28 protein-coding genes are annotated in these 26,922 nt (G+C 64.6%); 17 read left to right on the forward strand and 11 right to left on the reverse strand.

Annotated features, from left to right (window positions below; translation table 11 throughout):
* The first annotated feature begins 100 nt into the window (after positions 1-100).
* From HZB49_RS03990 to HZB49_RS04000, 3 genes are all read left to right on the forward strand, one after another.
* Positions 101-361 (forward strand): hypothetical protein, encoded by a 261-nt coding sequence (locus tag HZB49_RS03990; protein WP_291609201.1) that lies wholly within the window; start codon positions 101-103, stop codon positions 359-361.
* A 16-nt stretch (positions 362-377) separates the two neighbouring features.
* Complete coding sequence (locus HZB49_RS03995) at positions 378-584, forward strand: DUF6494 family protein (protein WP_291609202.1); 207 nt, start codon at positions 378-380, stop codon at positions 582-584.
* Between the two features lie 232 nt (positions 585-816).
* Entirely contained in the window at positions 817-1,566 is a 750-nt protein-coding gene (locus HZB49_RS04000) for an OmpW family outer membrane protein (RefSeq protein ID WP_291609203.1), read from the forward strand.
* A gap of 103 nt (positions 1,567-1,669) precedes the next feature.
* Here HZB49_RS04000 and HZB49_RS04005 read toward each other — a convergent pair whose 3' ends face one another.
* Positions 1,670-2,362, reverse strand: a complete 693-nt coding sequence (locus HZB49_RS04005) for a cell cycle transcriptional regulator TrcR (RefSeq protein WP_291609204.1) — start codon at positions 2,360-2,362, stop codon at positions 1,670-1,672.
* Positions 2,363-2,581: 219 nt separating this feature from the next.
* Between HZB49_RS04005 and ispH the strand changes: the two genes are divergently transcribed.
* Genes ispH through rnhA form a run of 3 tightly spaced genes read left to right on the forward strand, consistent with a single transcriptional unit; the run spans position 2,582 to position 4,995 of the window.
* Complete coding sequence (gene ispH / locus HZB49_RS04010; protein WP_291609205.1) at positions 2,582-3,556, forward strand: 4-hydroxy-3-methylbut-2-enyl diphosphate reductase; 975 nt, start codon at positions 2,582-2,584, stop codon at positions 3,554-3,556.
* 9 nt (positions 3,557-3,565) lie between these two features.
* Positions 3,566-4,546 carry a homoserine kinase gene (locus HZB49_RS04015; RefSeq protein WP_291609206.1) on the forward strand — a complete coding sequence of 327 codons (981 nt, stop codon included), beginning with the start codon at positions 3,566-3,568 and terminating at the stop codon, positions 4,544-4,546.
* Entirely contained in the window at positions 4,534-4,995 is a 462-nt protein-coding gene (gene rnhA / locus HZB49_RS04020) for a ribonuclease HI (protein WP_291609207.1), read from the forward strand. The genes HZB49_RS04015 and rnhA overlap by 13 nt, the downstream gene beginning before the upstream one ends.
* Before the next feature lie 168 nt (positions 4,996-5,163).
* Here the strand turns inward: rnhA and HZB49_RS04025 are convergent, their stop codons facing one another.
* From HZB49_RS04025 to HZB49_RS04045, 5 genes are all read right to left on the reverse strand, one after another.
* On the reverse strand, positions 5,164-5,649 hold the full coding sequence (locus HZB49_RS04025) for a peroxiredoxin (protein ID WP_291609208.1): 486 nt from the start codon (positions 5,647-5,649) through the stop codon (positions 5,164-5,166).
* Between the two features lie 200 nt (positions 5,650-5,849).
* A complete protein-coding gene (locus HZB49_RS04030; RefSeq protein WP_291609209.1) occupies positions 5,850-7,535 on the reverse strand; it encodes a long-chain fatty acid--CoA ligase in 1,686 nt (561 codons plus the stop codon).
* A 196-nt stretch (positions 7,536-7,731) separates the two neighbouring features.
* Positions 7,732-9,132, reverse strand: coding sequence for a D-alanyl-D-alanine carboxypeptidase family protein (locus HZB49_RS04035; protein ID WP_291609245.1), 1,401 nt, complete (start codon positions 9,130-9,132; stop codon positions 7,732-7,734).
* A gap of 223 nt (positions 9,133-9,355) precedes the next feature.
* Positions 9,356-11,161, reverse strand: a complete 1,806-nt coding sequence (locus HZB49_RS04040; RefSeq protein WP_291609210.1) for a glucan ABC transporter ATP-binding protein/ permease — start codon at positions 11,159-11,161, stop codon at positions 9,356-9,358.
* Between the two features lie 89 nt (positions 11,162-11,250).
* The gene (locus HZB49_RS04045) at positions 11,251-12,261 is read right to left on the reverse strand and encodes an ABC transporter substrate-binding protein (protein ID WP_291609211.1); all 1,011 of its coding nucleotides are present in this window, start codon (positions 12,259-12,261) and stop codon (positions 11,251-11,253) included.
* Between the two features lie 268 nt (positions 12,262-12,529).
* Here HZB49_RS04045 and HZB49_RS04050 point away from each other — a divergent pair, with 268 nt between their 5' ends.
* The 6 genes from HZB49_RS04050 (at position 12,530) to HZB49_RS04075 (ending at position 17,289) form a co-directional block, all read left to right on the forward strand.
* Entirely contained in the window at positions 12,530-12,946 is a 417-nt protein-coding gene (locus HZB49_RS04050) for a hypothetical protein (protein ID WP_291609246.1), read from the forward strand.
* Positions 12,947-13,053: 107 nt separating this feature from the next.
* Positions 13,054-13,455, forward strand: a complete 402-nt coding sequence (hisE, locus tag HZB49_RS04055; protein WP_291609212.1) for a phosphoribosyl-ATP diphosphatase — start codon at positions 13,054-13,056, stop codon at positions 13,453-13,455.
* 64 nt (positions 13,456-13,519) lie between these two features.
* Positions 13,520-14,101: a YqaA family protein gene (locus HZB49_RS04060; RefSeq protein WP_291609213.1), complete on the forward strand. Its 582-nt coding sequence runs from the start codon at positions 13,520-13,522 to the stop codon at positions 14,099-14,101.
* Between the two features lie 46 nt (positions 14,102-14,147).
* On the forward strand, positions 14,148-14,699 hold the full coding sequence (locus HZB49_RS04065; protein WP_291609214.1) for a hypothetical protein: 552 nt from the start codon (positions 14,148-14,150) through the stop codon (positions 14,697-14,699).
* 45 nt (positions 14,700-14,744) lie between these two features.
* Complete coding sequence (locus HZB49_RS04070; RefSeq protein WP_291609215.1) at positions 14,745-16,145, forward strand: aspartate ammonia-lyase; 1,401 nt, start codon at positions 14,745-14,747, stop codon at positions 16,143-16,145.
* Between the two features lie 172 nt (positions 16,146-16,317).
* The gene (locus tag HZB49_RS04075) at positions 16,318-17,289 is read left to right on the forward strand and encodes a nitronate monooxygenase family protein (RefSeq protein WP_291609216.1); all 972 of its coding nucleotides are present in this window, start codon (positions 16,318-16,320) and stop codon (positions 17,287-17,289) included.
* 92 nt (positions 17,290-17,381) lie between these two features.
* On the opposite strand, the gene HZB49_RS04080 is transcribed toward HZB49_RS04075, so the two are convergent.
* Positions 17,382-19,016, reverse strand: a complete 1,635-nt coding sequence (locus tag HZB49_RS04080) for an ABC transporter substrate-binding protein (RefSeq protein WP_365856612.1) — start codon at positions 19,014-19,016, stop codon at positions 17,382-17,384.
* 92 nt (positions 19,017-19,108) lie between these two features.
* Positions 19,109-19,621, reverse strand: a complete 513-nt coding sequence (locus tag HZB49_RS04085; RefSeq protein ID WP_291609217.1) for a hypothetical protein — start codon at positions 19,619-19,621, stop codon at positions 19,109-19,111.
* 643 nt (positions 19,622-20,264) lie between these two features.
* On the opposite strand from HZB49_RS04085, the gene minC reads away from it, so the two are divergent.
* Genes minC through HZB49_RS04105 form a run of 4 tightly spaced genes read left to right on the forward strand, consistent with a single transcriptional unit; the run spans position 20,265 to position 22,888 of the window.
* Positions 20,265-20,957, forward strand: a complete 693-nt coding sequence (gene minC / locus HZB49_RS04090; protein ID WP_291609248.1) for a septum site-determining protein MinC — start codon at positions 20,265-20,267, stop codon at positions 20,955-20,957.
* Between the two features lie 32 nt (positions 20,958-20,989).
* The gene (gene minD, locus HZB49_RS04095; RefSeq protein WP_291609218.1) at positions 20,990-21,805 is read left to right on the forward strand and encodes a septum site-determining protein MinD; all 816 of its coding nucleotides are present in this window, start codon (positions 20,990-20,992) and stop codon (positions 21,803-21,805) included.
* Entirely contained in the window at positions 21,802-22,086 is a 285-nt protein-coding gene (gene minE / locus HZB49_RS04100; RefSeq protein ID WP_291609219.1) for a cell division topological specificity factor MinE, read from the forward strand. Before minD ends, minE begins: the two co-directional genes overlap by 4 nt.
* A 40-nt stretch (positions 22,087-22,126) precedes the next feature.
* Entirely contained in the window at positions 22,127-22,888 is a 762-nt protein-coding gene (locus HZB49_RS04105) for a thioesterase family protein (protein ID WP_291609220.1), read from the forward strand.
* Here the strand turns inward: HZB49_RS04105 and HZB49_RS04110 are convergent.
* Positions 22,872-23,477 (reverse strand): TetR/AcrR family transcriptional regulator, encoded by a 606-nt coding sequence (locus HZB49_RS04110; protein ID WP_291609221.1) that lies wholly within the window; start codon positions 23,475-23,477, stop codon positions 22,872-22,874. The genes HZB49_RS04105 and HZB49_RS04110 overlap by 17 nt on opposite strands.
* Before the next feature lie 84 nt (positions 23,478-23,561).
* Here HZB49_RS04110 and HZB49_RS04115 point away from each other — a divergent pair, with 84 nt between their 5' ends.
* Positions 23,562-24,350 (forward strand): crotonase/enoyl-CoA hydratase family protein, encoded by a 789-nt coding sequence (locus HZB49_RS04115; RefSeq protein WP_291609222.1) that lies wholly within the window; start codon positions 23,562-23,564, stop codon positions 24,348-24,350.
* Positions 24,351-24,404: 54 nt separating this feature from the next.
* Here the strand turns inward: HZB49_RS04115 and HZB49_RS04120 are convergent, their stop codons facing one another.
* On the reverse strand, positions 24,405-25,124 hold the full coding sequence (locus tag HZB49_RS04120) for a DUF6639 family protein (protein WP_291609223.1): 720 nt from the start codon (positions 25,122-25,124) through the stop codon (positions 24,405-24,407).
* 102 nt (positions 25,125-25,226) lie between these two features.
* Positions 25,227-26,789: an AMP-binding protein gene (locus HZB49_RS04125; RefSeq protein ID WP_291609224.1), complete on the reverse strand. Its 1,563-nt coding sequence runs from the start codon at positions 26,787-26,789 to the stop codon at positions 25,227-25,229.
* Positions 26,790-26,922: the final 133 nt, after the last annotated feature.

The following is a 26,922-nucleotide window of genomic DNA, read 5'->3' on the forward strand; positions in this document are numbered from 1 at the left end:
AAGGACGTAAACCATGGGGCGCAATTGCGCCCCGCTTGCCTTTATTTCGATGGATTGTCGGCTCAATCCGGCGACGGCGAATTCAATGCACGGCCAAAAAATGCGACCGCTTCTGGTTCTGCTGCTGATTGCCACCATGCTCGCCGGCTGCTTCGAGCGCGGCCAGACGGTGGCGGTCGACAGCCCGCCGCCGCCGGATGACGACGCCATTTGCCGCGCCAACAACGTCCAGCCCGGCTCGCCCGCCTATATCGTCTGCCGCAAGGAGCGCGACGCCATGCGGGCCAAGTCCGAGGCGCGCGCCGACCGTGCCCAGCGCAATCTCGGCGAATACATGCTCAATAACCCGACCAGACCGTAGCACCTGGAGAATCATCATGAACGAAGACAGCTTCAACAGCAGCCTGCGCGGCTTCCTCAAGAAGGTCGGCATCACCTCGCAGCGCGAGATCGAGAAGGCCGTGCGCGACGCGGTCGCGGCCGGCAAGCTCAAGGGCAACGAGAAATTGCCGGCGAAAATGGTGCTCACCATCGGCGGCGTCAGCCTGACGCACGAGATCACGGGCGAGATCGAGTTGGGGTAATTATTCGATCGGCCGGCGAATGTGCGTGCTTGGATAGCGCAGCGAGTGATCGGCACTAGCTTCAATCGCCTTGAGAATTGTTGGCATTGGCGTCAGACGTGGCGCGATTGCAACAATGTGACAACTTCGCACGAAACTGACTGAGATCAGTTTTTGTCCGGCCGCTTTCCTGTCCCTTGCCGCGGTGCGGCACGACATGTGTTCGTGCTGATTTGGCCTAAGGGAAAATCCCATGAAGAAATATATCTCGAACGCATTGTCGCTGCCGATACTGGCAGCGGCGCTGTTCGGAGCTGTGCAGTCCGCGCAAGCTGCCGACCTTCCAGTCTACAAGAAAGCGCCGCCGGTCGAAGCCTGGAATCCCTGGATGATCCGCCTTCGCGTGCTCGGCGTTCTGCCGGATACCGGCGGTAGCACGGTGAATGTCGGCAACCCGCTGATCCCGGCGCTGTCGTCGCCGAATTCCGGTCTGTCGATGAACAATCAGGTCGTGCCGGAACTCGATATTACCTACTTCTTCACCAAGAACATCGCGGCCGAACTAATCCTCGGCGTCACCCGGCATTCGATCACGGGCAACGGCTCGCTCACCCCTCTGCCGATCGGCAAGTCCTGGCTGCTGCCGCCGACCCTGACGTTGCAATATCACTTCACCGGCCTTGGCGCGTTCAAGCCGTATGTCGGCGCCGGCGTCAATTACACCGTGTTCTTTAGCCAGTCTGCCGCCAACGCGCCGACCTTCGTGCCGGGTGCCGCTGGGGTTCTGGCGACCACCAATCTCAACGTCAGCAATGCCTTCGGTGCGGCGGTGCAGTTCGGCTTCGACTACATGCTCGACCGTCACTGGGGCCTGAACGTCGACGTCAAGAAGCTGTGGCTGCGTCCCGACTATACCGCCGTCGTGAACGGCGGGATTCCGGTCTCCGGCCGAGCCAACATCGATCCGTGGCTGGTCGGTGGTGGCTTGACCTACAAGTTCTGACCGCTGTCTCTCAACGAAGAGGCCGTGCCCGCTATTCGGGCACGGCCTCTCTCCGGACAAATGGGCAGAGTGATCGGGCGCCGCAGCGGCAAGGCCGGCGGCGCTACTCTTCCTCGGCCTTCTTGCCGCCGATCGTCTTCAGCTTGGCGAACACGGCATCGACGTTGAGGTCGTCGCGCTCCTTTTCAGTCGTCTCCAACTCCGGCTCCTTGCGGGTGGTCTCGGAGGCCGGCAGCAGCGTGGCGCCGCCGTAATTGGCCGGCACCGGCTTTTCCTTGGCCGCGCGCTGCACCTCGAAATCGAGCTCGATCTGCGAGCACAGGCCGAGCGTCACCGGATCCATCGGCGTCAGCGTGGAAGCATTCCAATGGGTGCGGTCGCGTACGCTCGCGATCGTGGTCTTGGTGGTGCCGACCAGGCGCATGATCTGCGCGTCCTTCAACTCGGGATGGTTGCGCACCAGCCAGAGGATCGCGCTCGGGCGCTCATGGCGGCGCGACACCGGGGTGTAGCGCGGGCCCTTGCGCTTGGCGGCCGGCGGCAGCACCACCTTGCTCTCTTCCAGCCTGAGACGGTACTCGGGATCCTTCTCACCCTTTTCGATCTCCTCGCGGGTCAACTGCCCGTTGGAAATCGGGTCCATGCCCTTGATGCCCTGGGCGGCGTCGCCGTCGGCAATGGCGCGGATCTCCAGCGGGTGCATCTTGGTGAAATCGGCGACCTGGTCGAAGGTCAGCGCGGTATTATCAAGCAGCCAAACGGCCGTCGCCTTCGGCATCAGCGGCGCGTTGCTCATGGCAAATCTCCTTTGCGCTTCGCCCACCTCTTCGGAGGCGAAGCCTTTGGTCATCAGCGATGACGGGAATTCCGCCCTATATAAGCCCTCAGGGGTAAAAGGCGCAATGCCCAAGGAAAAGTGCCTTGACATGGCTCAAAACCGGTCCCAAGTCCTTATTCAAACAGGCCGTTCCCCGCCCGCCGGCAGGGGGTGATTCGGTCCCGGGAATTGCCCGCAATGTCAGCGAAACCAGACCCAAAACCTGACCTTAGGATCGTGCTTTGTTCTCCCCGCGGCTTCTGTGCCGGGGTGGTTCGGGCCATTGATACCGTGGAACGGGCGCTCGCCATCTATGGCGCCCCCGTCTATGTCCGTCACGAGATCGTCCATAACAAATATGTCGTCGACAGCCTGAAGACCAAGGGCGCGATCTTCGTCGAGGAACTGGAAGAGATTCCGGACAATACCAACGCGCCGGTGGTGTTCTCGGCCCACGGGGTTCCGAAGGCGGTTCCGGCCGAAGCCAAGCAGCGCAATTTCTTTTCGCTGGATGCGACCTGCCCGCTGGTGACCAAGGTGCATCGCGAGGCGGCGATCCACTTCAAGCGCGGCCGCGAGATACTGCTGATCGGCCATTCGCATCACCCGGAAGTGGTCGGCACGCTCGGTCAGTTGCCGCCGGGCGCGATCACGCTGATCGAGACCGCGGACGATGCGAAAACCTTCACGCCGAAGGACCCGACCAATCTTGCCTTCGTGACGCAGACGACTCTGTCGATCGACGACACCAGGGAGATCGTGGAAATCCTGAAGGGCCGTTTCCCCAGCATTTACGGTCCGCACAAGGAAGACATCTGCTACGCCACCACCAACCGCCAGCTCGCGGTGAAGAAGGTCGCGCCCGTCGTCGATGCGCTGATCGTGGTCGGCGCGCCGAACTCGTCGAACTCGCAGCGGCTGCGCGAAGTCGCCGAGCGCGAGGGTTGCCCGATTTCGGTGCTGGCGCAGCGCGCCGGCGATATCGACTGGAAGCGCTTCGAGGGCATCAGGAGCCTCGGCATCACCGCGGGCGCCTCCGCCCCGGAAGTGATCGTCGAGGAGATCATGGGCGCCTTCGCCGAGCGTTACGCGCTGCATGTGGAGACGGTCTCGGCCGCGGAAGAGAACGAGTTCTTCCCGCTGCCGCGTTCGGTACGGCCTGACGCAGCGTAAGGCCGTGCCATGGCGGTTTACACCGACGTCGCCGCCGAAGAGCTAGCGGAATTCCTCAAAGGCTACGACATCGGCGAATTGCTCTCCTACAAGGGCATCGCCGAGGGCGTGGAGAATTCCAACTTCCTGATGCACACCAGCAAGGGCGCCTACATCCTCACGCTCTATGAGAAGCGCGTGGCGGAGGACGACCTGCCGTACTTCCTGTCGCTGATGGCGCATCTCGCCCAGCACGGGGTGAGCTGCCCGCAGCCGGCGAAGAATCGCAACGGCGCAGTTTATTCGACGCTCGCCGGTCGGCCTGCCGCGATCATCAATTTCCTCGAAGGCATGTGGCCGCGCCGGCCGAACGCAGCGCATTGCGCCGGGGTCGGCGAGGCGCTGGCGAAGATGCATCTTGCAGGGCACGACTTTCCGCTGTTCCGCGCCAATCCCCTGTCCGTTTCCGGCTGGCGGCCGCTGTTTGAGCGCGCCGCCGATCGCGCCGACAGCGTGCAGGCCGGCCTTCGCGACTTCATCGCCCGCGAGCTCGACTATCTCGAGACGCGCTGGCCGAACGATCTGCCGGTCGGCGTCATCCATGCCGACCTGTTTCCCGACAACGTGTTCTTTCTCGGCGACAAGCTGTCCGGCCTGATCGACTTCCCGTTTTCCTGTAATGACATCCTGGCCTATGACGTTGCGATCTGTCTCAACGCCTGGTGCTTTGAGCCCGATCATTCCTTCAACGTCACCAAGGCGCGCGCGCTGCTCAACGCCTATGGCCGCACACGCCCGCTGTCGGCGACGGAGCAGAATGCGCTGCCGCTGCTGGCGCGCGGCGCGGCACTGCGTTTCCTGCTGACGCGCCTTGTCGATTTCCTCAACGTCCCCGCGGGCGCGCTGGTCAAGCCGAAGGATCCGCTGGAATATGTCCGCAAGCTGCGCTTCCAGCAGGGCGTAGCCAGCCTCAATGATTATGGCGTGACGCCTGCGGGATGCGCGGCGTGAGCGAAAAGCCGCACGTCACGATCTTCACCGACGGCGCCTGCTCCGGAAATCCCGGCCCCGGCGGTTGGGGCGCGATCCTGCGCTTTGGCGACGTCGAGAAGGAACTGAAGGGCGGCGAGGCGCACACCACCAACAACCGCATGGAATTGATGGCAGCGATCTCGGCGCTGGAGGCGCTGAAGAAATCCTGCGTGGTCGATCTCACCACCGACAGCCAGTATGTGCGCCAGGGCATCACCGGCTGGATCCACGGCTGGAAGAAGAACGGCTGGCGCACCGCCGACAAGAAGCCGGTGAAGAACGCCGAGCTGTGGCAGCGGCTCGATACCGCGCTGAAGCCGCACGAGGTGCGCTGGCACTGGATCAAGGGCCACGCCGGCCACGCCGGGAACGAGCGCGCCGATCAGCTGGCGCGCGAGGGTGTGGCCATGGCGAGGTTGAAAAGCTGATGGAATCGTAGGGTGGGTAGAGCGAAGCGAAACCCACCATCTTCGTGGCGATGGGTTTCGCTACGCTCTACCCATCCTGCAAACTATCTTTCCCGATCTCAAGAACGTGGATGCCCGGGACAAGCCCGGGCATGACGTCATTCGTTGATGCAGCCTGACGCTACGCGATCAGAGCTGCCCCAGCAGCGTCTCGCCGCCGGAAACCTCGACCTTGCCCGGCGCCGGCTCGAGGTTGAGCTTCTTCACCGTGCCGTCCTCGACCAGCATCGAGTAGCGCTTGGAGCGGATGCCGAGCCCGTTGCCGGAGGCGTCGAGCTCCATGCCGATCGCCTTGGTGAAATCGGCATTGCCGTCGGCGAGGAAGACCGCCTCGTCGCGCTGGTCGGTGTCGCGCTTCCAGGCGTTCATCACGAAGGCGTCGTTGACCGAGACGATGGCGATGGTGTCGACGCCCTTGCCCTTCATGGCATAGGCGTTGAGGAAGATGCTCGGCAGATGCATCTTGTGGCAGGTCCCGGTATAGGCGCCGGGCACCGCGAACAGCGCCACCTTCTTGCCCTTGAAAATGTCGTCGGTGGTTTTGACCTGGGGGCCCTCCGCCGTCATCACGCGAAATTTCGCTTCCGGCAGCTTGTCGCCAACTTGGATCGCCATCGTATTCCTCCCTGAATGAGCGGTGTGCTTCTTAGAGCATTTTTGTACCGGTGGGAAACCACCTCACCATGGTGTGATGGGCGGTTATCCGATCTTGGCCGTCATTGCGAGGAGCGAAAGCGACGAAGCAATCCATCTATCCCCGCGGGGACCCATGGATTGCTTCGCTGACGCTCGCAATGACGGGGAGGGGCCGTGGCTTACGCGGCGGCCGCCTTCTTCTCGTCGCGCAGCTCGCGGCGCAGGATCTTGCCGACATTGGTCTTCGGCAGTTCGGTTCTGAACTCGATCTGCTTGGGCACCTTGTAGGCGGTGAGCTGCGTGCTGCAGTACTTGATGACGTCTTCCGAGGCGAGGTTCGGATCCTTGCGGACGATGAAGGCCTTCACCGCCTCGCCCGACTTGGAATCCGGCACGCCGATCACGGCGCATTCCAGCACGCCCGCGTGGCCCGCGATCACTTCCTCGATCTCGTTCGGATAGACGTTGAAGCCGGAGACGAGGATCATGTCCTTCTTGCGGTCCACGATCTTGGTGTAGCCCTGTTCATCCATCACGCCGATGTCGCCGGTGCGGAAATAGCCGTCCGCCGTCATCACCTTCGCGGTCTCGTCCGGCCGGTTCCAGTAGCCGGCCATCACCTGCGGGCCCTTGGCGCAGATTTCGCCGGCCTGGCCGAGCGGCAGTTCATTGCCGTCGTCATCGCGGATCGAGAGATAGGTGGAGGGTACGGGAAGGCCGATGGAGCCCGAGAACTTGTCGGTGTCCGCAGGGTTGCAGGTCAGGGTCGGCGCCGTCTCGGACAGGCCATAGCCTTCCGACAGAGCGCATCCGGTCACCGCCAGCCACTTCTCGGCGACAGGCTTCTGCGTGGCCATGCCGCCGCCGAAGGATGTCTTCAGCTTGGAGAAGTCGAGCTTGTCGAAGCCGGGCGTGTTCAACAGGCCGTTGTAGAGCGTATTGACCGCCGGGAACGAATTGACCTGGTACTTCTGCAATTCCTTGACGAAGCCCGGCATGTCGCGCGGGTTCGGGATCAAGAGATTGACGCCGCCGGCGCGCATCGCGAGCATGAAGCACGCTGTCAGGGCGAAGATATGGTAGAGCGGCAGCGCGCAGACGATGAAGAGCTGGTCGACCTGCGGCGGCTTCTTCAGCGCCGGCTGTAGCCAGGCGTCGTTCTGCAGGATGTTGGCGACGATGTTGCGGTGGAGCAGCGTCGCTCCCTTGGAAACGCCGGTGGTGCCGCCGGTATATTGCAGGAAGGCGACGTCGTCGGGGGTGAGCTTCGGCTTGTCGAGCTTCATGCCGCGGCCGGCCGCGACCGCGTCGTTGAAGGCGATCGCGCGCGGGATCGACCAGGCCGGCACCATCTTCTTCACCCTGCGCACGACAAGGTTGACGATTACGCCCTTGAAGCCGAGCAGGTCGCCCATGCTGCCGACGATAACGTGCTTGACGGAAGTCTTGCCGAGCACCTGCTGCACGGTGCTGGCAAAATTCTCCAGCACGATGATGGCCTCCGCGCCGGAGTCCTTGAGCTGGTGCTCGAGTTCGCGCGGGGTGTAGAGCGGGTTGACGTTGACGACCGAGTAGCCGGCGCGCAGCACGGCTGCGGTCGCGATCGGATATTGCAGCACGTTCGGCATCATCAGCGCGACGCGGGCACCTTTGGGCAGCCCCTTGCTCTGAAGGAAGGCCGCGAGCGCGCGCGACATCTCGTCGAGGTCGCGATAGCTGATCGACTTGTCCATGCAGATGAACGCCTTGCGGTCGGCAAATTTCGCAAAGCTTTCCTCGAGCAATTCAACCAGCGATGAGTACTGGCTGACGTCGATGTCGGACGGCACGCCGGCCGGGTACTGCTTGAGCCAGATACGCTCCATGGGTCTCTCCCTCGAATTTCTCGGATTTGTTGTGTTCGCTGCCGGCTGAGTGGCCCGGGCCGCCTTGTTTTAGGCAGTATTGGCAATGCGGCACAATATGGCAAGCGGCTGCGCGCTATCGACGCATTGGCAGGGCCACGCGCAAGCGAGGTTAACGGCGGCAAAGCCGCTCAAATCGCGGGCAGGGTGTGCGGGGTCAGCCGGCCGGCTTGGCTTCGGGTTTGGGCTTGGCGGTGGAGGCCGGCTTGGCGGACGCCGCGGGCTTGGCAGCCGTAGCCGGTTTGGCAGCAGGCTTTGCCGCCGTCGCCGGCTTGTCGGCGGGCTTTGCCGCGGCCGCTTCCGGCTTGGCCAAGGCATGCTGCACCTTTGGCTTTGCAGGCTTCTGTTCCGGCCTGGCCGCGGTCCTGGTCTCGGCGGCTTTCGGCTCGGCTGCGCCATCGGGCTTCTTCGCCGCGACGCGCGAACGCTTGCCGCGCCGGCTGGTCTGCTTCTCCGAATCCGTCGCCACTGCCGCGATCAGGCCTGCGCCGCTCTTCTTCGGGCCGGTGTAGACGACCATCGGTTCGCCGACCGGGTAGTCCGCCAACAGCAATTCGGATGGCTTCGGCATCGGCGCTTGCAAGCCTGCCGTGAAGAAGCTCACGCCGGTCTCGCCGCCGGATGCGCCGCCATTGGCGGCGAGCGTCACGGAGTCCGAATCCTCGTCTGTCGCCGGCCGCCTGCGCTTGCCGTTGCACATCTCCTCGCGCAGGTTCGGCGGCGTGGCGTCGATCGGGGCAAGGCTGTCGACCGAGCCGAGCGAGGGCCGCAGCCACGACAGGCCGGTGTTGCCGAAGCCGCGCTCCAGAAGCTGTGCGGCGCGCACCGCGCGCGCCTGGCCCGAGGACGAGCCGAGCACGACGGCGATCAGCCGCTTGCCGTTGCGCGTGGCCGAGGCCACCAGGTTGTAGCCGGAAGCGCAGATGAAACCGGTCTTGAAGCCGTCGGCACCGGGATAGCGGCCGATCAGCCGGTTGAAATTGGCGGTCGTCCTGCGGCCGAAACGAATGGCCGGGATGTGCATGAAATATTCGTATTCCGGCAGGTCCCGGATCACGGCGCGGGCGAGGATCGCGAGGTCGCGCGCGGAGGTGACCTGGCCGTCGGCCGGAAGGCCGTTCGGATTGACGTAGGTCGACTGCGTCATGCCAAGCCGCTGCGCGGTCTGGTTCATCATCGCGGAGAAGCCGTCGACCGAGCCGCCGACGCCTTCGGCGAGCACAACGGCCATGTCGTTGGCCGACTTCACCATCATCATGGCGAGCGCGTTCTCGACGGTGACCAGCGTGCCCGGCCTGAAGCCCATTTTCGAAGGCGACTGCGAGGCCGCCACCGGCGACACCGTCAGCGTCCGTTCGAGCGAGAGGCGCCCTTCCTTGACGGCCTTCAACGTCACATAGGCTGTCATGATCTTGGTGACGGAAGCCGGATACCACGGCATCGTCGCGTTGTCGGCCTGCAGCACGCGGCCGGTATCGGCTTCGACCACCAGCCACGCCTCGGCCCGCGCAATGCCAGGCAAGGTCAGGGCAAGCGCCGCGACGGCAATGAATTTCAGCGGCGAGTTGCCGAGCAACGAACGAATAAATTGCACAATCCGATTCCGGTTCTTTGAGAACCCGCCTCGATCGATCGAGGAGGTCCCTGAATGTGACTTCTCGGGTTTCAAGCGTGTCCGGCGCCGTGGCTTGCGGCCGATCGCAACCTATACCGGCTTGCCGTGTGAGAACAGAGGCTTGCGCGGCTAATTCGTGGACGAAATGGGCTGAATTTCGGCAGGTTCAGCCGGGAATTTTCGCGTTACCGGGATTTGCGGCCTCGACCGCGGTCCGTGCCTGTTCCTGCACCATGAACTGCGCGCGCGCGAGTTCCGCAAAGCGGCCGCCTTTTGCGACGAGTTCATCGAAAGTTCCGCTTTCGATCACGCGCCCGTTGTCGAAAACGAGGATTCGCGTCGCATTGCGGATGGTCGACAGCCGGTGCGCGATCACGAAGGTGGTGCGCCCCTTCATCACTTCGTCGAGTGCGGCATTCACCTTGGCCTCGGTGACCGCGTCGAGCGCGCTGGTCGCCTCGTCGAGGATCAGGATCGGCGGGTCCTTCAGGAGCGCGCGCGCGATCGACAGCCGCTGGCGTTCGCCGCCCGACAGCATGCGGCCGCGCTCGCCGGCATGGGTGTCGAATTTCTTCTCGCCGCGCTCGATGAATTCAAGCGCCTGCGCGCGCGATGCCGCAAGGCGCAGTTCTTCATCCGTCGCATCGGGCTTGCCGACGCGCAAATTGTCGGCGATCGAGCGGTTGAACAGCAGCGCCTCCTGGAACACCACGCCGATGTTCCGCCGCAGCGCCGTGAGCTTCAGCGCGCGGATGTCCATTCCGTCGATCTTGATGATGCCCGACTGCGGATCGAAGGCGCGGTGCAGCAGCGCAATCGCGGTCGACTTGCCGGCGCCGGTCGGGCCGACCAGGGCGATCGTCTGGCCGGGCAGCGTGGTGAAGGAGAGATCCTCGATCGCCGGCCGCTTGCCGTCATAGGAGAACGAGACGTCGTCGAATTCGACGAGGCCGGACAGGCGCCCGGTGTCGACCGCGCCCGGCCGGTCGCGCACCGCAGGCACCGCGTCCAGCACGTCGAAGAACTGCTGCAGGCGCGGCGCTTCCATGAAGACGCTGTTGATGAAGCCCACCACCTGCTCGAGCTTCTGGATCAGCATGGTGGCGAACGAGACGAACATCACGATCTCGCCCACGGTGGTGAGCCCCTGGCTGTGCAGCGCGATGCCGACGGTGAAGATCGCGAGCACCGTGATGGTGGTGGAGGCACGGGTGATCACGGTGACCAGCGCCCACCACGACAACACGGGCATCTGCGCGGCGAGCAGCTTGTCGGCGACGAAGCGCAGTCCCTGCACCTCGGAATCGATCCGCACGAAGCTCTGCACCAGCGCGACATTGCCGAGCGCATCGGAGGCCCGCGCGGAGAGATCGCTGTAATGCTCCTCGACCTCCATCTGCATGCCGTAGGTCTTGCGCACCACGAGCGTGGTCAGCACAGTGAAGATGACGCAGAGCAGGAACAGCAGCGCGGCAAGCCGCCAGTTGATGTAGAGCGAGAGCGGCAGCAGCACCACCAGCGACATGATTGCGGCAAAATGCTCGCGGAAGAAGCCCAGCCACACCCGCCACAGCGCATCCGTGCCGCTGAGCATGGTCTTCATCAGCGTGCCGGAATGCGTGCCGGTGTGGAAGGTCAGCGGCAGCTGCAGGATATGCTCGAAATAGTCGGTCAGCACCGCCTGGCGCTGGCGGTGCGCCAGCCGGTCGGCATGCAGCGCGACCGCCGCGCTGCAGACGATGGTGAACAGGCCGAACGCCGCCCAGGCGGCCAGCAGCGGCCAGGGCGAAGAGGTGGCGAACAGGCCGGTCACCGGCCGCCCCGACATCACGTCGATGATCTTGCCGAACAGCACGGGTTCGGCGAATTGCGCGCCCGCCAGCAGCAGGTTGGCGACGGCGAGGATCCAGCCAAGCCGCGCCTCTTTCCCAAGGAGTTCGAGCACGCGGGTATAGAGGCGGAGCATGGACATGCGACGGGCACTCGGGCGACGGACTTGAACGGAACTGCAATCTAATCAGGCTTCGCCGGGGTGACACAAGCGCCGCTTGCGGTTTTTGCTCAGTTGATCAGCCGGCCGTCGAGCGGGGGCAGAAAACTGCCGTCGAAGATATCCGCAGCCGTCGGTCGCTTGCTGAACTTGAAATCCTCGGCGATCTGCTCGATCGACTTCTCGAACCTGGCGGCATCGATGCCGCCGAGCCCGTTGCGCCGCACTTCCGGTGTCAGGACGTTGTCGCGCAGGATCGCGCGCAGCCGCTCCAGTTCCAACTCGCGTGTGCCACCGTCCATCTGGCTCACCACTTGCGCGACGGTGAGGGTGGGCTCCTTGATCGCAAGCTGAAGGCCGCCGATCGCGGCGCGGATAAAGGCCTTCACGGCTTCCGGCTTTGCTGCGGCGAAGCCAGGGTTGACGACGATCGCATAGCCATAGGCCTCGCTGCCGTAATCGGCGAATTTCAGCAGCAGGAGATCGTCCGCCGGCACGCCGCGGTCCTTCAGGTTGATCGCGGACAGGAACGAAGAGCCGGTCACCGCGTCGACCTGGCCGGCCGAGAGCATCGGCTCGCGCACAGCCGGGCTGACGGTGCTTTGTTTGATGGTGGAAAGCTTGATGCCGTTCTGCTTTGCCACCGCCGGCCAGAATTTTGCGGCGGGATCGCCCTCGACGACGCCGAGGCTCTTGCCGGAGAGGTCGGCGAGCGCCTGGATGCCGCGGCTCTTGCGCGCGATGATGGAATAGCCCGCCTGGTTGAACAGCACGAATACCGCCCTGGCATGCGGCGCGTCGGGCTTCTCCTTGTCGCGATGGCGGATCAGCGCGTTGATGTCGACCAGCGCAAGGTCGGTTGCGCCGGAAGCAACCCGCGCGATCGCCTCGTGCGTGCTTGCGGCAATGCCGGTGGTGACGTTGAGCCCCTCGGCGCTAAACAGTCCTCCCGCCTGCGCCATCACAAACGGCGCTGCGACTGCGTCGATCGGCCGATCGAGGGTGAACTGCACCGCGACCGGTTCGGCTGCGCGTACGGGTAGGCACACCGCACCGGCCAGGCCCGCCAGGAGGGCCAGCATGACACGGAGTGTGGTGGACCGGTTTACACGCATCGGGACTGGAACCACGGGACGGGTCGCAAGCGGCAATAGTGACGCCGGCGCCATGCAGGATTCATAATACCTCGGCGCATCTTCCATTCTCTCCCCTTTAATCTGAACGGGCGATGAGCGCCATGATTTCGTCACGGATCGTTCAGCTTGCATTCGGGTTCGGGAACCCAATATCGGCCTGGTGGTTAGTATCAAAGGGCCTGCTGTCAGGCCGGCTACCACGGAGGACATGAATATGTTCGCGGACAAGGGTTTTGTTTCCCGGCTGGGCCGCACGGCCATGATCGCCGGTGTCGCGGCGACCGTGCTGACGTCGGTCGGGCCATCGGCGGCGGTTGCCGCGCCGGCTGCGAAGGAGAAGGGCGTGACGGCGGCGGCCGGGACCAGCGGCGCCACCGACTTCAGCTCCCGCCGCCGCTACTATCGCGGAGGTGGCCCTGCCGCAGCAGCGCTGTTCGCCGGTGTTGTCGGGACGGGGATCGCAATCGCGGCCGCCAATGCCCGCCGCGACTATTACTATGACTCCTACGGCTACTACGGCGGTCCCGCCTACTATCCGGCGCCGACCTATTATTATGGCGGCGGCCCCTATTACGGCGGCTATGGCTCCAGTGTGCCCCATTACAGGGGCCATCCGCTCGCCGGCTGGTAACCGGATTGGTCGAACGCCCGCCGCCGGCCGCTTCAGGCCGGCGGAAAATAAGGCTTTTAACCCCGTATGTTAACGCGTTGTCGCAGGCTTTCGACTAAGTTCGAGCCATGAGTGATTCGCTCGAGCGGCTCTATCAGGCGGTGATCGCGGCCAAGGATCTCGATCCGGCAACGTCGCGCACGGCCAAGCTGTTTCAGCGCGGCCCCTCCAGGATGGCCAAGAAGCTCGCCGAAGAAGCCATCGAGGTCGTCATCGACGCCGTCAATGGCAAGGCGGACGCCGTGGTCCGCGAGAGCGCCGACCTCCTCTACAACCTGACCGTCCTGTGGGCTGCCGCCGGCGTGCGGCCGGAGGATGTGTGGCGCGAAATGCAGCGCCGCGAGCACCTGCTCGGGATCGCCGAGAAGATGCCGAAGTCGGCGGCCAAATTGCCCAAGGCGGTGCCAGTGCCGGCCGCTCGGCGACGAATTGTCGCGCTGGAAGGCCGTTCTTTCCGCAAACGGCACTAATTCCTTCGTTTTCCGGCGATTCCCGGCATGGACAAATCGGCGCCATGATGGTTCATCGCGCCACATGCTGAAGCGAATTTACGACTGGTGCATTGCCGCCGCCGACAAGCCCTATGCGCTCTGGATCATGGCGGCGGTGTCGTTTGCGGAGAGCTCGTTCTTCCCGATCCCGCCCGATGTGATGCTGCTGCCGATGTCGCTGGCACGGCCGCAGCGGGCCTGGTTCTTCGCCGGCATCTGCACGGTTGCCTCCGTCGCCGGCGGCGTGGTCGGCTACGGCATCGGCGCGCTGCTCTACGACTCGCTTGGGCAGTGGCTGATGCACATCTACAATCTCACCGACAAGGTCGAGACGTTCCGCCAGTCCTATGCCGAATGGGGCGCGGTGATCATCCTGCTCAAGGGGCTGACGCCGATCCCCTACAAGCTCGTTACCATCACCTCGGGCTTTGCCGGCTACGACATCTGGCTGTTCATCCTGTGCTCGATCGTGGCGCGCGGCGGCCGCTTCTTCGTGCTGGCGGTGCTGCTCAACCGCTACGGCGATTTCATCCGTGCGGAACTGGAAAAGCGCCTGACGACTTGGGTGGTGATCGGCGCCGTGGTGCTTGTCGCCGGATTTTACATCGCCTATCGATTGGTCTAGCGCTCGATTCCCCGGGCCCCTGCGGGCTCGCACCTCTGGCGGTCGAATGCACGATCTGACGGATCATCGCTCAGCAAGCCGCGCCGTCGGCGCCGCAGCCGCGCTGTCGCTGCTGCTGGTCGCGGCGGGTCCGGCCTGGCCGCAAGGCACGCCGCCTGCGCTCGGCGTGCAGTCGCCCGCCCCGCAATCGGTTCCCAATCCGCCGCCACCGCAGCAGCAGCCACAGGCGGAACCGGCGCCGCCCGCGCGCGAGGAAAACCCGGGCCTGATCAACGAGCTCGGAAAACTCTGGGACAAGTCGATCTCGGTGCTGCCGAAGATCAAGAGTCCATCCGAGACGCTGGACGATCTGACCAACATGGCCAAGCCTTCGACCATGGTGAGCGGGCGCATGGCCTGCGCGGTTTCGCCGAACGGCGCTCCGGATTGCAAGACGGGGGCCGACAGGCTGTGCCAGAGCAAGGGCTACAAGGAAGGCAAGAGCCTCGACACGGACGCAGCCGAGAAATGCTCGCCCAAGGCCTATATCCCCGGCCGCAGGCGCGAGCCCGGCGACTGCAAGACCGAAAACTTCGTGATCAAGGCGCTGTGCCAGTAGGCGACGGCTGACACCGCGCGTTCCCCCATGCACCAAGGAGCGCTCATGAGCCGGATCGAACAGGATTTTCTCGGAACACGCGAGATCGGCGACGACGTCTATTACGGCGTCCAGACCATTCGCGGCAAAGAGAACTTTCACATCACCGGCATTCCGATGAGCCAGGAGCCCTATTTCGTCAAGGCGCTCGGCTATGTGAAGAAGGCCGCCGCCATGGCCAATCGCGACCTCGGCGTACTCGACGCAAGGGTAGCGGATGCGATCGTCAGCGGCTGCGACCGCGTCATTGCCGGCGATATGATGGATCAGTTCGTCACCGACTTCATCCAGGGCGGCGCCGGCACGTCGACCAATATGAACGCCAACGAGGTCATCGCCAATCTCGCGCTGGAATCGCTCGGCTTGCGGAAGGGCGACTATCAGCAGGTCAGCCCCAACGACCACGTCAATTACGGCCAGTCGACCAACGACACCTATCCCACCGCGTTCCGGCTTGCGCTGATCCTGCGGCTCGATAGCTACATCACGGCGCTGCGCCAGTTGCAGGATGCGTTCTTCGTCAAGGGCCGGGAGTTCGACCGCGTGCTGAAGATGGGCCGCACCCATCTGCAGGACGCCGTGCCGATGTCGCTCGGCGCCGAATTCCGCGGCTGGGGCACTACCATCGGCGAGGAGGTCGACCGCATCACCGAGGCGCGCTCGCTGCTGCGCGAGATCAATCTCGGGGCCACCGCGATCGGCACGTCAGTCACGGCGGCGCCCGGCTACCCCAAGGTCGCGGTGCGCCACCTCAGCGCGCTGACCGGCGTCGAATTCATCCTCGCCGGCGACCTGGTGGAGGCAACCTCCGATACCGGCGCCTATGTGCAGCTCTCCGGCGTGCTCAAGCGCACCGCCAGCAAGCTCACCAAGATCTGCAACGACATCCGCCTGCTGGCGTCAGGGCCGCGCTGCGGCTTCAACGAGATCAACCTGCCGCAATTGCAGCCGGGCTCCTCGATCATGCCGGGCAAGGTCAACCCGGTGATCCCCGAAGTGGTCAACCAGACGAGTTTCCTCGTGATCGGCCTCGACACCACGGTGACGCTGGCCGCTTCCGCCGGCCAGCTCCAGCTCAACGTGATGGAGCCGGTGATTTCGTTCGCGCTGTTCTTCTCGATCCGCACCATGGAGCGCGCGGTCGACAGCCTGCGCGAGAACTGCGTCGTCGGCATCACCGCCAATGACGAGCACACCCGCAACATGGTGCTGAATTCGCTGGGGATCGTGACGGTGCTGAAGCCGCTGCTCGGCTACAAGCAATGCGCCGAGATCGCGCGCGAGGGTTACACGCAGGGCAAATCGCTGCACCAGATCGTGGTGCTGGAGCGGAAATTGCTCACCCAGGAGAAATGGGACGAGATGTTCTCGTTCGAGCGGCTGATCAATCCCGACCTGCTGCAGTAGCCGGCGTTCGCGCCGGAAATCCAGGCTGGACCGAGGGCGTCACGCGGATAAATCATTCTCCGCTGCACCCGGCGCATGGCAGCTTGAAAACGCAATACTTGACAGTGGAAAGATAGCCTTGTTGGTATGACGCCCGGCATCCAAGCCGCCGCCAATGAAGGATCGTCCGTCAATGTCCATGCCCAGCCTGTTCAAGGGCCGCCTGTCGATACCCGTGATCGGGTCGCCGCTGTTCATCATTTCCGTGCCCGATCTCGTGATCGCCCAGTGCAAGGCCGGCGTGGTCGGCTCCTTTCCGGCGCTGAACGCGCGCCCCGCCTCGCTGCTCGACGAATGGATCGCGCGCATCAAGGAAGAGCTCGCCGCCCATGACAAGGCGCATCCGGATCGCCTGTCGGCACCGTTCGCGGTGAACCAGATCGTGCACAAGTCCAACAACCGGCTCGATCACGACCTCGCCGTCTGCGAGAAGCACAAGGTGCCGATGCTGATCACCTCGCTCGGTGCGCGCGAGGATCTGAACCAGGCCGCGCATAATTGGGGCGGCATCGTCTTCCACGACGTGATCAACCAGAAATTCGCGCACAAGGCGGTCGAGAAGGGCGCCGACGGCCTCATTCTCGTTGCGGCCGGCGCCGGCGGCCACGCCGGCACCATCTCGCCGCTCGCTTTCGTCGCGGAAACCCGCGCCTGGTTCGACGGGCCGATCGCGCTGTCGGGGGCGATCGCCAACGGCCGCGCCATCCGCGCCGCGCGCGTGCTCGGCGCCGACTTCGCCTATATCGGTTCGGCCTTCATCGCGACCAGGGAAGCCAATGCGGTCGAGGCCTACAAGGAGATGATCACCTCCTCGTCGGCGGAAGACATCGTCTATTCCAACCTGTTCACCGGCGTGCACGGCAATTATCTGAAGCCGTCGATCGTGAAAGCCGGCCTCAATCCCGACGAGCTGCCGACGTCGGATCCCTCCAAGATGAGCTTCGGCACCGACGCTTCAGGCGAGCGCGCCAAGCCGAAGGCGTGGAAGGAGATCTGGGGCAGCGGCCAGGGCATCGGCAACATCGGCCAGGTCCTGCCCGCCGCCGAGCTGATCGCGCGCTTCAAGAAGGAATACGAGGAAGCCGTCGACCCGGCGCTGGCGTAGCGCCGTCTCGGCTTGCCGCTCGCTCGGTTCTGTCACAAAAAAATGCCCGGGACACGCCCGGGCATTATTGTTTGAGAGGAAGTCGCGGCAGCCTATTCCAGCTCGATCGCCTGGTATTTGCCTTTCTCGTCGATCGCCGTGCCCCAGATCTTGTGCGATGCCTGGTGCTCGGCGCGGCCGAAGCCGAGCTTGGTGCCCAATCCCAGATCGAGTTCGCGCATGGCCTCCAGCGTGTCGACGAGCTTTTCGGTGTCGAACTGCGGGCCGGCCTTCTTCAGGCCCTGGATCAGCACGCTGGCGGCGACATAGCCCTCGAGCGAGACGTAGTCCGGCGCCTCGCCGGGGAAGTACTTGGCGAGCGCGTTCTTGTACTCCAGCACGATGCTGGAATAGCCGGACACCGCCGGCACCACCTGGGTGACGATGACCCCGGTGGCATATTTCGGTCCGAGCAGCATCAATTCGTCGGCGAGCGCGGTGGAGCCGACGAACGACACGTTGGTGTAGGTGATGCCGGGGACCAGGTCTTTCGTCTTCTCGATGAACTTGGCGCAGGCCCGGTAGGTGCCGACCATGACCACCGCTTTGATCGGCGTCTTCTGGGCCTTCAGAGTGTTGACGGCCTCGTCGACGTCGACGGTGTTGCGCTTGTAGCCGAGCCGCAGGATCCCGGCGTCGTTGGCGCCCATCACCCGGAAGGCCTTGGCGACCCCCATGAAGCCGGCATCGCCGTAGGAGTCCTGCTGCGCGAACACCGCGATCTGTTTCAGCGGGATCTTGCGCATCTTGACCAGATAGCGCACGACCGCATCGGTCTCCTCGACATAGCTGGCGCGATAGTTGAACACGTAGCGATCCGGCGGATCGTTGCGCAGCACGTTGGCGCCGGTGAACGCGCCGAAGAACAGCATCTTCCGCTCCAGCGAATAGGGGATCGCAACCACCGCCGTCGGCGTGCCGACATTGCCGATGATCCCGAACACCTGGTCCTTCTCGTAGAGCTGCTTCATCGCCTCGGGCGTACGCGACGGCTCGTAGCCGTCGTCGGCGGCGAAAAGCTTGAGCATGCGGCCGTCGACGCCGCCGGCCTCGTTGACGCGGCTGAAAGCCGTGTCGACGCCGAGCTTCATCTGGCGCCCGAGCTCTCGCGCCGCGCCGGAGAAGGGAGCCGCGATGCCGAAGCGGATCTCGCGGTCGGTCATGCCGCGAACCACGGGCGGCGGGAAGGCTGCGCCCGGCGCCGGGTTCGGCGTCGTGGCGGCGAAGGCCGGTCCCGGTGCGGGAGCGGCGGCCGCCGGCGCGGGGGCCGGAGCCGCGGGGGCGGCATTGGCGGGTGCGGGCCCGATCACGGCCGAAAGGCTGGGGCCGGCGACCGAGCGTTCGAGATCGGCGAGCTGGCGATCGGCCGCCCTGCAATCGGTCCGTCCGACGGCTACTGCCGTGCGTCCCTCGGTGACGCCGCGGTCGAGCGCCTGCGTCAGGTCGGTACGCTCGGCCTCGCTGGTGGAGGCTTCGCGAATGACGGAGGTGAACTTGTCGACGACCACTTGCACGCGTGGCCGTGCGATGTCCTTGCAGGTGAGCGCGGAGCCGACCACCGCGCCGACGCGGTTGGCGAGATCGCGCAGCACTTCGAACTTGTCTCCCGGCGCGGCGCCGGCGGGGCCGGCAAGGAGGACGCCGATCAGGAGCGCGGCGTGGAACGGGGGACTGCACTTCCAATGCATGATCGGCCGAAACCGGCGGTGAGGCATTTTCATAGTTTCCCCCTTTCGGGTCGAGCGTGGTTCAAGGTTCAATGTTCTCTCACTGCTTCCGGTCAGTTCTTCTCTTGGGTTTCCGCCGGCCTTTGCTGCCATTGCATGAACTGCTTCAGCAGCGTTTCCGTCTCTTGATGGCTGACCGGTGCGCCGCCTTCGGAGGATGCCAGGGTCGGCTGCAATTCCTGCGACGGCTGCGGTTCGCGGGGTCTTGCGACCTGTTCGGATCGCGAAATCGCGGCCTTCATCGAATCGATCAATTCGGCGGCCGACGGCTCCGCGCTCGGCTGCTGCCGCAGCGAGGGAATCACGATGACGAAGAGCAGGGCGACGAAGGCGGCGGCGCCCACCGCTGCGGCGAAGCGGCCGACGACGCCCAACAGCCCTCCGCGCCGGTCCAGTTCCGGTGGCTCTTCGACGGTTTCGGGATCGAGCGGATGCCGCAACGACTCGCGGACCGCGTTCTCGAGCTGCCCGTCGAGCGAGGTATCCGTGATCGAGGTCGCGGGAGGCCGGAATGCCCGTGTCTCGCCCAGTCTGGGAAGCCGTGACGCTTCGGCATCGCGCGGCACGCGCGGCGCGTAATAGGCGGGATCGTTGGGACCCAAGGGAGCTTTTTGGTCGATTGTCTCACTCATACGCTACTCCTCTGACGCGTTACTCTTACTCATTCATCGAGCGGGTAGATAAAATTCTCGGCTGCAGGGGTCCGCGCACGCACCACCTGTCGACGTCCTGATCGATCTGAAAACCCGGAGAGGAGAAGTTGAATCAAAACATCGCCGGCGATTGCAGCATCGTCCGGCGGAACTGATCTCAAGGTCCGCGAGATATCGCGCGACCGCATCCCCACTGCTCCCCATTGCCCATCCCCTGGCAAGAGCCGCGCATGGCGCGGAGGTTTCGCTGCCGACAGGCAGGCGTCACTGAACTGTGATGGAACATGCGCTGGACATTAATGTGCCGAGATAGCGGCAAATTCGCGTTGAGTTGTGGCCGGCCTGCAACTTTCCGCCATCCGGCTGACACACCGCGGGCTCGTCTCGGCAGAGGAGAGTCATCGTGAGTCGCCGCGGAGGCCAGCGCCTTTTCGCGGAAAAACAATGGCCTCCGAGATGCCCAATTGCCGCCACAGCGGATTAAGCTTTCGTTAACCACGCGGCTCGATTGCTAACCATTCAATAAGAAAGGTCGAGTCGAGCCATGGACCGTGATGTGGACGCTGCTGTCGAGCCCACCCGCCAACTGGTCCGTCTGCGAGGCCGCTCCTACCTCGCTTTCGTCTTCTCCCCGGTCGTGCCGATCATGGAATGGCTGGAGGATATCGATGCGACGGTTTCGAGATCGCCCGGCTTCTTCGTCGGCAAGCCCGTGGTGCTCGATCTCTCCACCGTCGATCTGTCCGGCTCGGCGATCACCCATCTCGTGATGAGCCTCGAGAAACGATCCATCCGCGTCCTCGGCATCGAGGGCTGCGACGCTGCGCGGCTCACCGTGAACATGCCGCCATTGCTCACCGGCGGCCGCCACGCGCCGGTCCAGCAGGTCGAGCCGGAAAAACCCGAAGTCAAGCTGCCGCCGAACTCGCTGCTGCTCGACAGCCCCGTGCGCTCCGGCCAGTCGATCGTGTTTCCCGACGGCGATGTGACGGTCGTGGGCTCGGTCGGTTCCGGCGCGGAGATCGTCGCCGGCGGCTCCATCCACGTCTACGGCACCCTGCGCGGCCGCGCGATGGCCGGCGTCAACGGCAATTCGACCGCGCGGATCTACTGCCACAGGATGGAAGCCGAACTGCTTGCGATCGACGGCTATTACCAGACCGCTGAAGAAATCCCCGAAGCGTTGCGCGACCGGCCGGTGCAGGCCCTGCTCGACGGCAATGTCATGCGGATCACCCCGCTTAGTTAAGTAGCTTAATTGAACAGTATGGAGGTTTCGAGATGGCCAAGGTTCTGGTTGTGACGTCGGGCAAGGGCGGGGTGGGCAAGACCACCACGACGGCCGCCATAGGCGCCGCGCTGGCGCAGAGCGGCAAGAAGGTCGTCGTGGTCGATTTCGACGTGGGCCTGCGCAATCTCGATCTCGTCATGGGCGCCGAGCGGCGCGTCGTGTTCGATCTCATCAACGTCGTGCAGGGCGTCTCGAAACTGTCGCAGGCGCTGATCCGCGACAAGCGGCTGGAAAATCTCTGGCTGCTGCCGGCCTCGCAGACCCGCGACAAGGATGCATTGACCGAGGAAGGCGTCGGCCGCGTCATCGCCGAGCTGCGCGAGACCTTCGACTGGATCATCTGCGACAGCCCGGCCGGCATCGAGCGCGGCGCCACGCTTGCCATGCGCTATGCCGACGAGGCGATCATCGTCACCAACCCCGAGGTTTCCTCGGTGCGCGATTCCGACCGCATCATCGGCATGCTCGATGCCAAGACCGTGAAGGCGGAAAAGGGCGAGCGGGTCGAGAAGCACATCCTGATAACCCGCTTCGACCCGGTGCGCGCCTCGCGTGGCGAGATGCTGTCGATCGAGGACGTGCTGGAAATCCTCGCGACGCCGCTGCTCGGCATCGTCCCGGAAAGCCAGGACGTGCTGCGCGCCTCCAATGTCGGCTCGCCGGTCACGCTGAACAGTCCCGCCAGCGCGCCGGCCCGTGCCTATCTGGACGCCACGCGCCGCCTGCTCGGCGAGAAGATCGACATGAGCGTGCCGGCCGAGCGCGTCGGCCTGATGAACCGCCTGCTCGGACGGAGGGCTGCATGAGCGTGAGATTCCTGCGGCTGTTCGGCAGCCGCGAAGCTTCTGCGCCCGTCGCCCGGGAGCGGTTGCAGATCCTGCTGGCGCACGAGCGTGGGTTGCTCGGCCAGCAGCCCGACCTGCTGTCGCGGCTGCGCGAGGAAATCCTCGCTGCGGTATCGCGCCATGTTGCGCTCGACCCCGACAAGGTTATTGTCCGGATGGACCGGGGAAAGAACGTCTCGACTCTCGAAGTCGATATCGAGCTCCCCAACGGGCTCGAACCGGCGCTCGCGGCCGCGGGCTGAACCGAACCTGCCTCGCCGCGAAGATGCAGTTCCTGCCTTGATGGAAGCCATTTTTCGCGTCGACGGAGCCAATGTCGTCACCAGCCCCCATGCCGCCGGCCCCTGGGATCCCAACATGCAGCACGGCGGGGCGCCGTCGTCGCTGGTGGTATGGGCCGCCGAGCGGATTCCTGCGCCGGTGCCGATGCAGGTCGCCCGCGTCACCATCGATTTGATGCGCCCGGTGCCGGTGGCGCCGCTGACGATCGAAACCGAGGTGCTGCGCGAGGGACGCAAGATCCAGCTCTGTGCCGTCAGGCTCAAGGCCGACGGCGTGCTCACCGTCGGCGCCACCGTGCTCAAGATCAAGAAGCAGGCGCAGCCGCTGCCTGACGATATCGTCGAGCCGCCGCTCGATGTCGCAGCGCCCGAGCAGTCGCGGATCGAGCCGCAGAACAGCCCGTTCGGGCTCGGCATGACCATCCGCGCCGCGCGCGGCCGGTTCGGCGGACCGGGGCCGGGCGCGATCTGGTACCGCGCCGACCGGCCGCCGGTCGAAGGATCGCCGATCTCGCAGGCGATGCGCGTGGCGGCCGCTTCCGATTTCTGCAACGCCTCGAGCGCGCTGGATTTCCGGCAATGGACCTTCCTCAACGCCGACCTCACCGTCAGCATGGCGCGCGAACCGGTCGGCGAATGGATTTTGCTCGACGCCGTCTCCTGGATCGGCCCCGACGGCGCAGGCCTCGCCATGGCGCGGCTCGCCGACGTGAAGGGTTATTTCGGCCGTTGCGCGCAAAGTCTCGTCATCGAGAAGCGGTGAGCTTCGGCCTCCTCGCGGCGCTCGATTGCTCGACCAGTTCAGCCGCGACGTCGCCCGCCGCTTCGACATAGGCCGTGTCGCGATGAATCAGCATCACGGTAGCCGCGCCGTCGAGCAGGATCACGATCTGCCGTGCGATCTTTGCGGCATCGTGCACGCCGTCGCGCGCAAGTGTGTCCGCCATCCAGGCCTCGAACTTCTTCTTGTGCGCGGCGCCGGCCTTGATCGCGGGATGGCCGGGCGTCGACGCCAGTTCCGCAATGGTGCGCAGGAAGCCGCAGCCGCGCCAGTGTGGCGTGTCGGCGGATTTCCCAAACGCGCGGAACAGCCCGCGCACTTTGTCCGCGGTCGAGCCCCTGGTCTCGGCGAACCAGCGTTCGTACCAGGCCAGCGTCGGCTGGTCGCGCGAGGCGAGATAGGCCGCGATCAGCTCGTCCTTGGTCCGGAAGTGATAATAGAGCGTCTTCTTGGTCACGCCGGCCTTCTCCGCGACGGCGTCGACGCTCGTGGCGCGCAGCCCCTCGCTGTAGAACAGCTTTGTGGCGGCGGCGACGATGCGGTCGCGGGTCGGATTTCCGTTCGGCGGCATGCCGGCAATGTATACTGCCTAGTGAGTATACGCAATCGGCGCGATCTCCTAAGCCTGCTTCCAGTTGGCTACGGAGGTTTCGAAATGTCCGACCTGGTGCTGATGGAAGTGCACAGGAGCGTCGCCGTGCTCACGCTCAATCGTCCCGACAAGCTGAACGCGCTGAGCTACGCGCTGGTCGACCGCCTGATGCATCTGCTCGACATGATCGAGGACGATGCCGCGTTGCGCGCGGTGATCCTGACCGGTGCGGGGAGGGCGTTTTCGGCGGGCGCCGACATCAAGGAGTTTTCCGAGAGCGTGCGGCAGGGGCCTGACGTGGCGGTGCGCGCCTTCGTGCGCCGGGGCCAGGCGCTGACCGCGCGGATGGAAGCCTTCCCGAAGCCGATCATCGCCGCCGTCAACGGCATCGCCTTCGGCGGCGGCTGCGAGATCACCGAGGCCGTGCATCTGGCGGTCGCAAGCGAGACGGCGGTGTTTGCCAAGCCCGAGATCGCCATCGGCATTCCCCCGACGTTCGGCGGCACGCAGCGCCTGTCGCGCCTTGCGGGGCGCAAGCGCGCGCTGGAACATCTCCTGACCGGCGATACCTTCTCAGCCCAGCGCGCCTGTGAGCTCGGCGTCGTCAATCGCGTGGTGCCGCCGGATGAGCTGTTGCCGGCCGCCTTCGATCTCGCCGGCCGCATCCTGCGCCATTCGCCGCTCACCGCCTCGCGCATCATCGCCGCTGTGACGCGCGGCCTCAACGCCTCGATCGCGGAAGGTCTTGCCATCGAGAGCGAGCAGTTCGCCCGCATGGTGCCGACCCATGACGTTCGCGAGGCGCTGGATGCCTGGATCGGCCGGCGCAAGCCGGAATATCGGGGTTGCTGACGCGCATGTCTTGACGGCGACGTGGCTCACCGTCCGGCTCCGTGGAGCCCGCGTTCAATCCACCCAGAGAAACTCGAACTCCCGGATGCTGAACGGCACTTCTCGCGCGAGAATCCGTCGAATGAATCCGGGACCGTGATTCGCTTCCGTAAAGAGATACGCAGAGACTCCGAATTCATCGGGGTCGGCGGCATAAACCACAGGGTTGACGCTCTCAGGGAACTGGAAGGGCTTGGCATCCGGGTAATTGGCGAGAACCTTGCTCTTGAGCTCGGGATCCATGACGGCGAACTGGACGGAATAGGCGATGAACTCGTGCCACGCCTTTGCGAACTTTTGATACTCGCTGCCGAGCAGGCCGGCGACGATGGCATGCGCCAATTCGTGCTGGAGTATCGAGTAGGCAATCGGCTGGCCCCACTCGATGCCCCATGGACTGCGGTCCCTGCGGATTTGCCGCCGTCCGGAAGTGACCTGGAGTTCCCGGCGGCGAAAATCGTAGCTCCCCGATACCTGGCTCTTGCCAACGGACTCCTTGCCGGCGGGCTTGTAGGTTTGCGGGAACATGTCGATCTCGACTTGATCCCAAAACGCAATGCTGACGTTCGGGTCGGGCTGGAATCCGATCTTCCTGAAGTAGGACAGCACTTCGTCAAGCGCCCGGCAGGCATCCGCGATCTCTTCGGCCGTGCCCGAGACGGACACGCTCTCATGGCCACAAGCTGCCAGGGCACGTTGCGGCACGGCAATACAGATCAGGACGGCCGCAGCCAAAGCCAGTCTTCTCAAGACACCCTCATGGCCCGGTATTCTCCTTGCGCGTCGCTGGCGGGCTCTAATGCCTGAATATCTTCATGAGGGACTTGATCAGGATCACTACCCCACCATCCGGTCGCGGCCGGTCCAGAAGCTCGCTTTCAGCACCTTCTTGTCGACCTTGCCGACGCCGGTCATCGGCAGCTCCTTGACGAACTGGATGTGCTTCGGCGCATGCGCCGAGCCCTTCCTGGTCTTCACCAGCGCGATCAATTCCTCTGCATTCGGCCGCGCGCCCTCGCGTACGACCACCACCGCGGTGACGGCCTCGCCCCATTTGTCGTCGGGCACGCCGACCACCGCGCACATCGCGACGTCGGCGTGCTGGGTGAGCACGTCCTCGACCTCGCGCGGGAAAATGTTGAAGCCGCCGGAGACGATCATGTCCTTCTTGCGGTCGAGGATGTACATGTAGCCGCGCTCGTCGGCCCGAGCGATGTCGCCGGTGTGCAGCCAGCCGCTCTTCAGCGTCTCGGCCGTGATGTCCGGCCGCTTCCAGTATTCCGCCATCACATGCGGTGCGCGGACGCAGATTTCGCCTGCATCGCCCATGGCCACTTCCCGGTCGTTGTCGTCGAGGATTTTCACCTCGCAGGCCGAGATCGGGAATCCGCAGGACAGGAACAGCTCCGGCGTCCTGGGATCGTGGTCGGCCTTGCGCAGCACGGAGACCGGGTAGCATTCGGTCTGCCCGTAGAGCTGCGAGAACACCGGGCCGATCCGCTCGATGCCCTCGACCAGCCGGCTCGGCGACATTGCGGAAGCCCCGTAGAGCAGCAATTCGAGCGAGGAGAGATCGGTTTTCGATAGTGCGGGGTGATCGAGCAGCACGTAGATCATGGTCGGCACCAGCAGCGTGAAATTGATGCGCTCGCGCTGAATGGTGGCGAACACCGCCTCGGGATCAAAACCTCTGAGCATGTGCACGGTGCCGCCGCGCATCAGCGTCGGCAGCACTTTCGTGCCGGCGACATGGCTGATCGGCGCCACCGTGAGATAGCTGGGCCGGTCCGGGATCTCGAAGTCGGCGAGGATGGCGTTGGCAAAGCCGGAGAGCTGGTGGTGGTAGCGCAGCGCGCCCTTGGATTTTCCCGTCGTACCGCCGGTGTAGTTCAGTGTCGCGAGATCGTCGGGGCCGGCGAGACTGCGCGCCGTCGTGCTGCCCGCCGCCTCCATGGCTTGCAGCAGGTCGCTGCCGTAACCGGCCGGGCCCAGCGTGAACACGGTCTTGAGGCCCTTTGCTCGCGAGGCGAGATCGCCGCCGCGGTCGCCGAAGGCGGCCGCATCGACGATCAGCATCTCGGCTTCCGAGTCTTCCAGCTGAAACAGCTGGTCGTCGAGCGATCCCAGCGGATGCAGCCAGGTGATCGCAAGCCGCGACAGCTGCGCGGCAGCGCCGGCGCACCAGGTGTCGGCGCGGTTGGCGGTGAGGAAGGCCACGCGCGTGCCCGGCGCAAAGCCGAGCCTGGCGAATACGCCCTGCATCCGCCCGATCATGTCGGTCGCAGCGCGGTACTTCATCGAGCCGCCGGGCCAGGAAAACGCCGTGCGCGACGGGTAGCGCGCCAGCGCCCGCAACGTCTGTTCACCAACGACAGGAAGTGCGTGGAGCGGATCGCGCATGGGTGTTCTCCCTTTTTGCACGCCCGTCATTCCGGGATGGTGCGTAAGCACCAGACCCGGAATCTCGAGATTCCGGGTTCGATCCTGCAGACCGCCCCGGAATGACGGTGTGTGTTCTTTGTCTTTGGCTTCT

The sequence above is a fragment of the Bradyrhizobium sp. genome, from assembly GCF_016219575.1.
Classification (GTDB): domain Bacteria; phylum Pseudomonadota; class Alphaproteobacteria; order Rhizobiales; family Xanthobacteraceae; genus Bradyrhizobium.

Excerpts from the sequence above, each read along its gene's own strand:
- HZB49_RS03990 (WP_291609201.1), top strand. The coding sequence starts at position 101 with ATGCGACCGCTTCTGGTTCTGCTGCTGATTGCCACCATGCTCGCCGGC.
- HZB49_RS03995 (WP_291609202.1), top strand. The coding sequence starts at position 378 with ATGAACGAAGACAGCTTCAACAGCAGCCTGCGCGGCTTCCTCAAGAAG.
- HZB49_RS04000 (WP_291609203.1), top strand. The coding sequence starts at position 817 with ATGAAGAAATATATCTCGAACGCATTGTCGCTGCCGATACTGGCAGCG.
- HZB49_RS04005 (WP_291609204.1), bottom strand. The coding sequence starts at position 2,362 with ATGAGCAACGCGCCGCTGATGCCGAAGGCGACGGCCGTTTGGCTGCTT.
- ispH (WP_291609205.1), top strand. The coding sequence starts at position 2,582 with ATGTCAGCGAAACCAGACCCAAAACCTGACCTTAGGATCGTGCTTTGT.
- HZB49_RS04015 (WP_291609206.1), top strand. The coding sequence starts at position 3,566 with ATGGCGGTTTACACCGACGTCGCCGCCGAAGAGCTAGCGGAATTCCTC.
- rnhA (WP_291609207.1), top strand. The coding sequence starts at position 4,534 with ATGCGCGGCGTGAGCGAAAAGCCGCACGTCACGATCTTCACCGACGGC.
- HZB49_RS04025 (WP_291609208.1), bottom strand. The coding sequence starts at position 5,649 with ATGGCGATCCAAGTTGGCGACAAGCTGCCGGAAGCGAAATTTCGCGTG.
- HZB49_RS04030 (WP_291609209.1), bottom strand. The coding sequence starts at position 7,535 with ATGGAGCGTATCTGGCTCAAGCAGTACCCGGCCGGCGTGCCGTCCGAC.
- HZB49_RS04040 (WP_291609210.1), bottom strand. The coding sequence starts at position 11,161 with ATGTCCATGCTCCGCCTCTATACCCGCGTGCTCGAACTCCTTGGGAAA.
- HZB49_RS04045 (WP_291609211.1), bottom strand. The coding sequence starts at position 12,261 with ATGCTGGCCCTCCTGGCGGGCCTGGCCGGTGCGGTGTGCCTACCCGTA.
- HZB49_RS04050 (WP_291609246.1), top strand. The coding sequence starts at position 12,530 with ATGTTCGCGGACAAGGGTTTTGTTTCCCGGCTGGGCCGCACGGCCATG.
- hisE (WP_291609212.1), top strand. The coding sequence starts at position 13,054 with ATGAGTGATTCGCTCGAGCGGCTCTATCAGGCGGTGATCGCGGCCAAG.
- HZB49_RS04060 (WP_291609213.1), top strand. The coding sequence starts at position 13,520 with ATGCTGAAGCGAATTTACGACTGGTGCATTGCCGCCGCCGACAAGCCC.
- HZB49_RS04065 (WP_291609214.1), top strand. The coding sequence starts at position 14,148 with ATGCACGATCTGACGGATCATCGCTCAGCAAGCCGCGCCGTCGGCGCC.
- HZB49_RS04070 (WP_291609215.1), top strand. The coding sequence starts at position 14,745 with ATGAGCCGGATCGAACAGGATTTTCTCGGAACACGCGAGATCGGCGAC.
- HZB49_RS04075 (WP_291609216.1), top strand. The coding sequence starts at position 16,318 with ATGTCCATGCCCAGCCTGTTCAAGGGCCGCCTGTCGATACCCGTGATC.
- HZB49_RS04080 (WP_365856612.1), bottom strand. The coding sequence starts at position 19,016 with ATGCATTGGAAGTGCAGTCCCCCGTTCCACGCCGCGCTCCTGATCGGC.
- minD (WP_291609218.1), top strand. The coding sequence starts at position 20,990 with ATGGCCAAGGTTCTGGTTGTGACGTCGGGCAAGGGCGGGGTGGGCAAG.
- minE (WP_291609219.1), top strand. The coding sequence starts at position 21,802 with ATGAGCGTGAGATTCCTGCGGCTGTTCGGCAGCCGCGAAGCTTCTGCG.
- HZB49_RS04105 (WP_291609220.1), top strand. The coding sequence starts at position 22,127 with ATGGAAGCCATTTTTCGCGTCGACGGAGCCAATGTCGTCACCAGCCCC.
- HZB49_RS04110 (WP_291609221.1), bottom strand. The coding sequence starts at position 23,477 with ATGCCGCCGAACGGAAATCCGACCCGCGACCGCATCGTCGCCGCCGCC.
- HZB49_RS04115 (WP_291609222.1), top strand. The coding sequence starts at position 23,562 with ATGTCCGACCTGGTGCTGATGGAAGTGCACAGGAGCGTCGCCGTGCTC.
- HZB49_RS04125 (WP_291609224.1), bottom strand. The coding sequence starts at position 26,789 with ATGCGCGATCCGCTCCACGCACTTCCTGTCGTTGGTGAACAGACGTTG.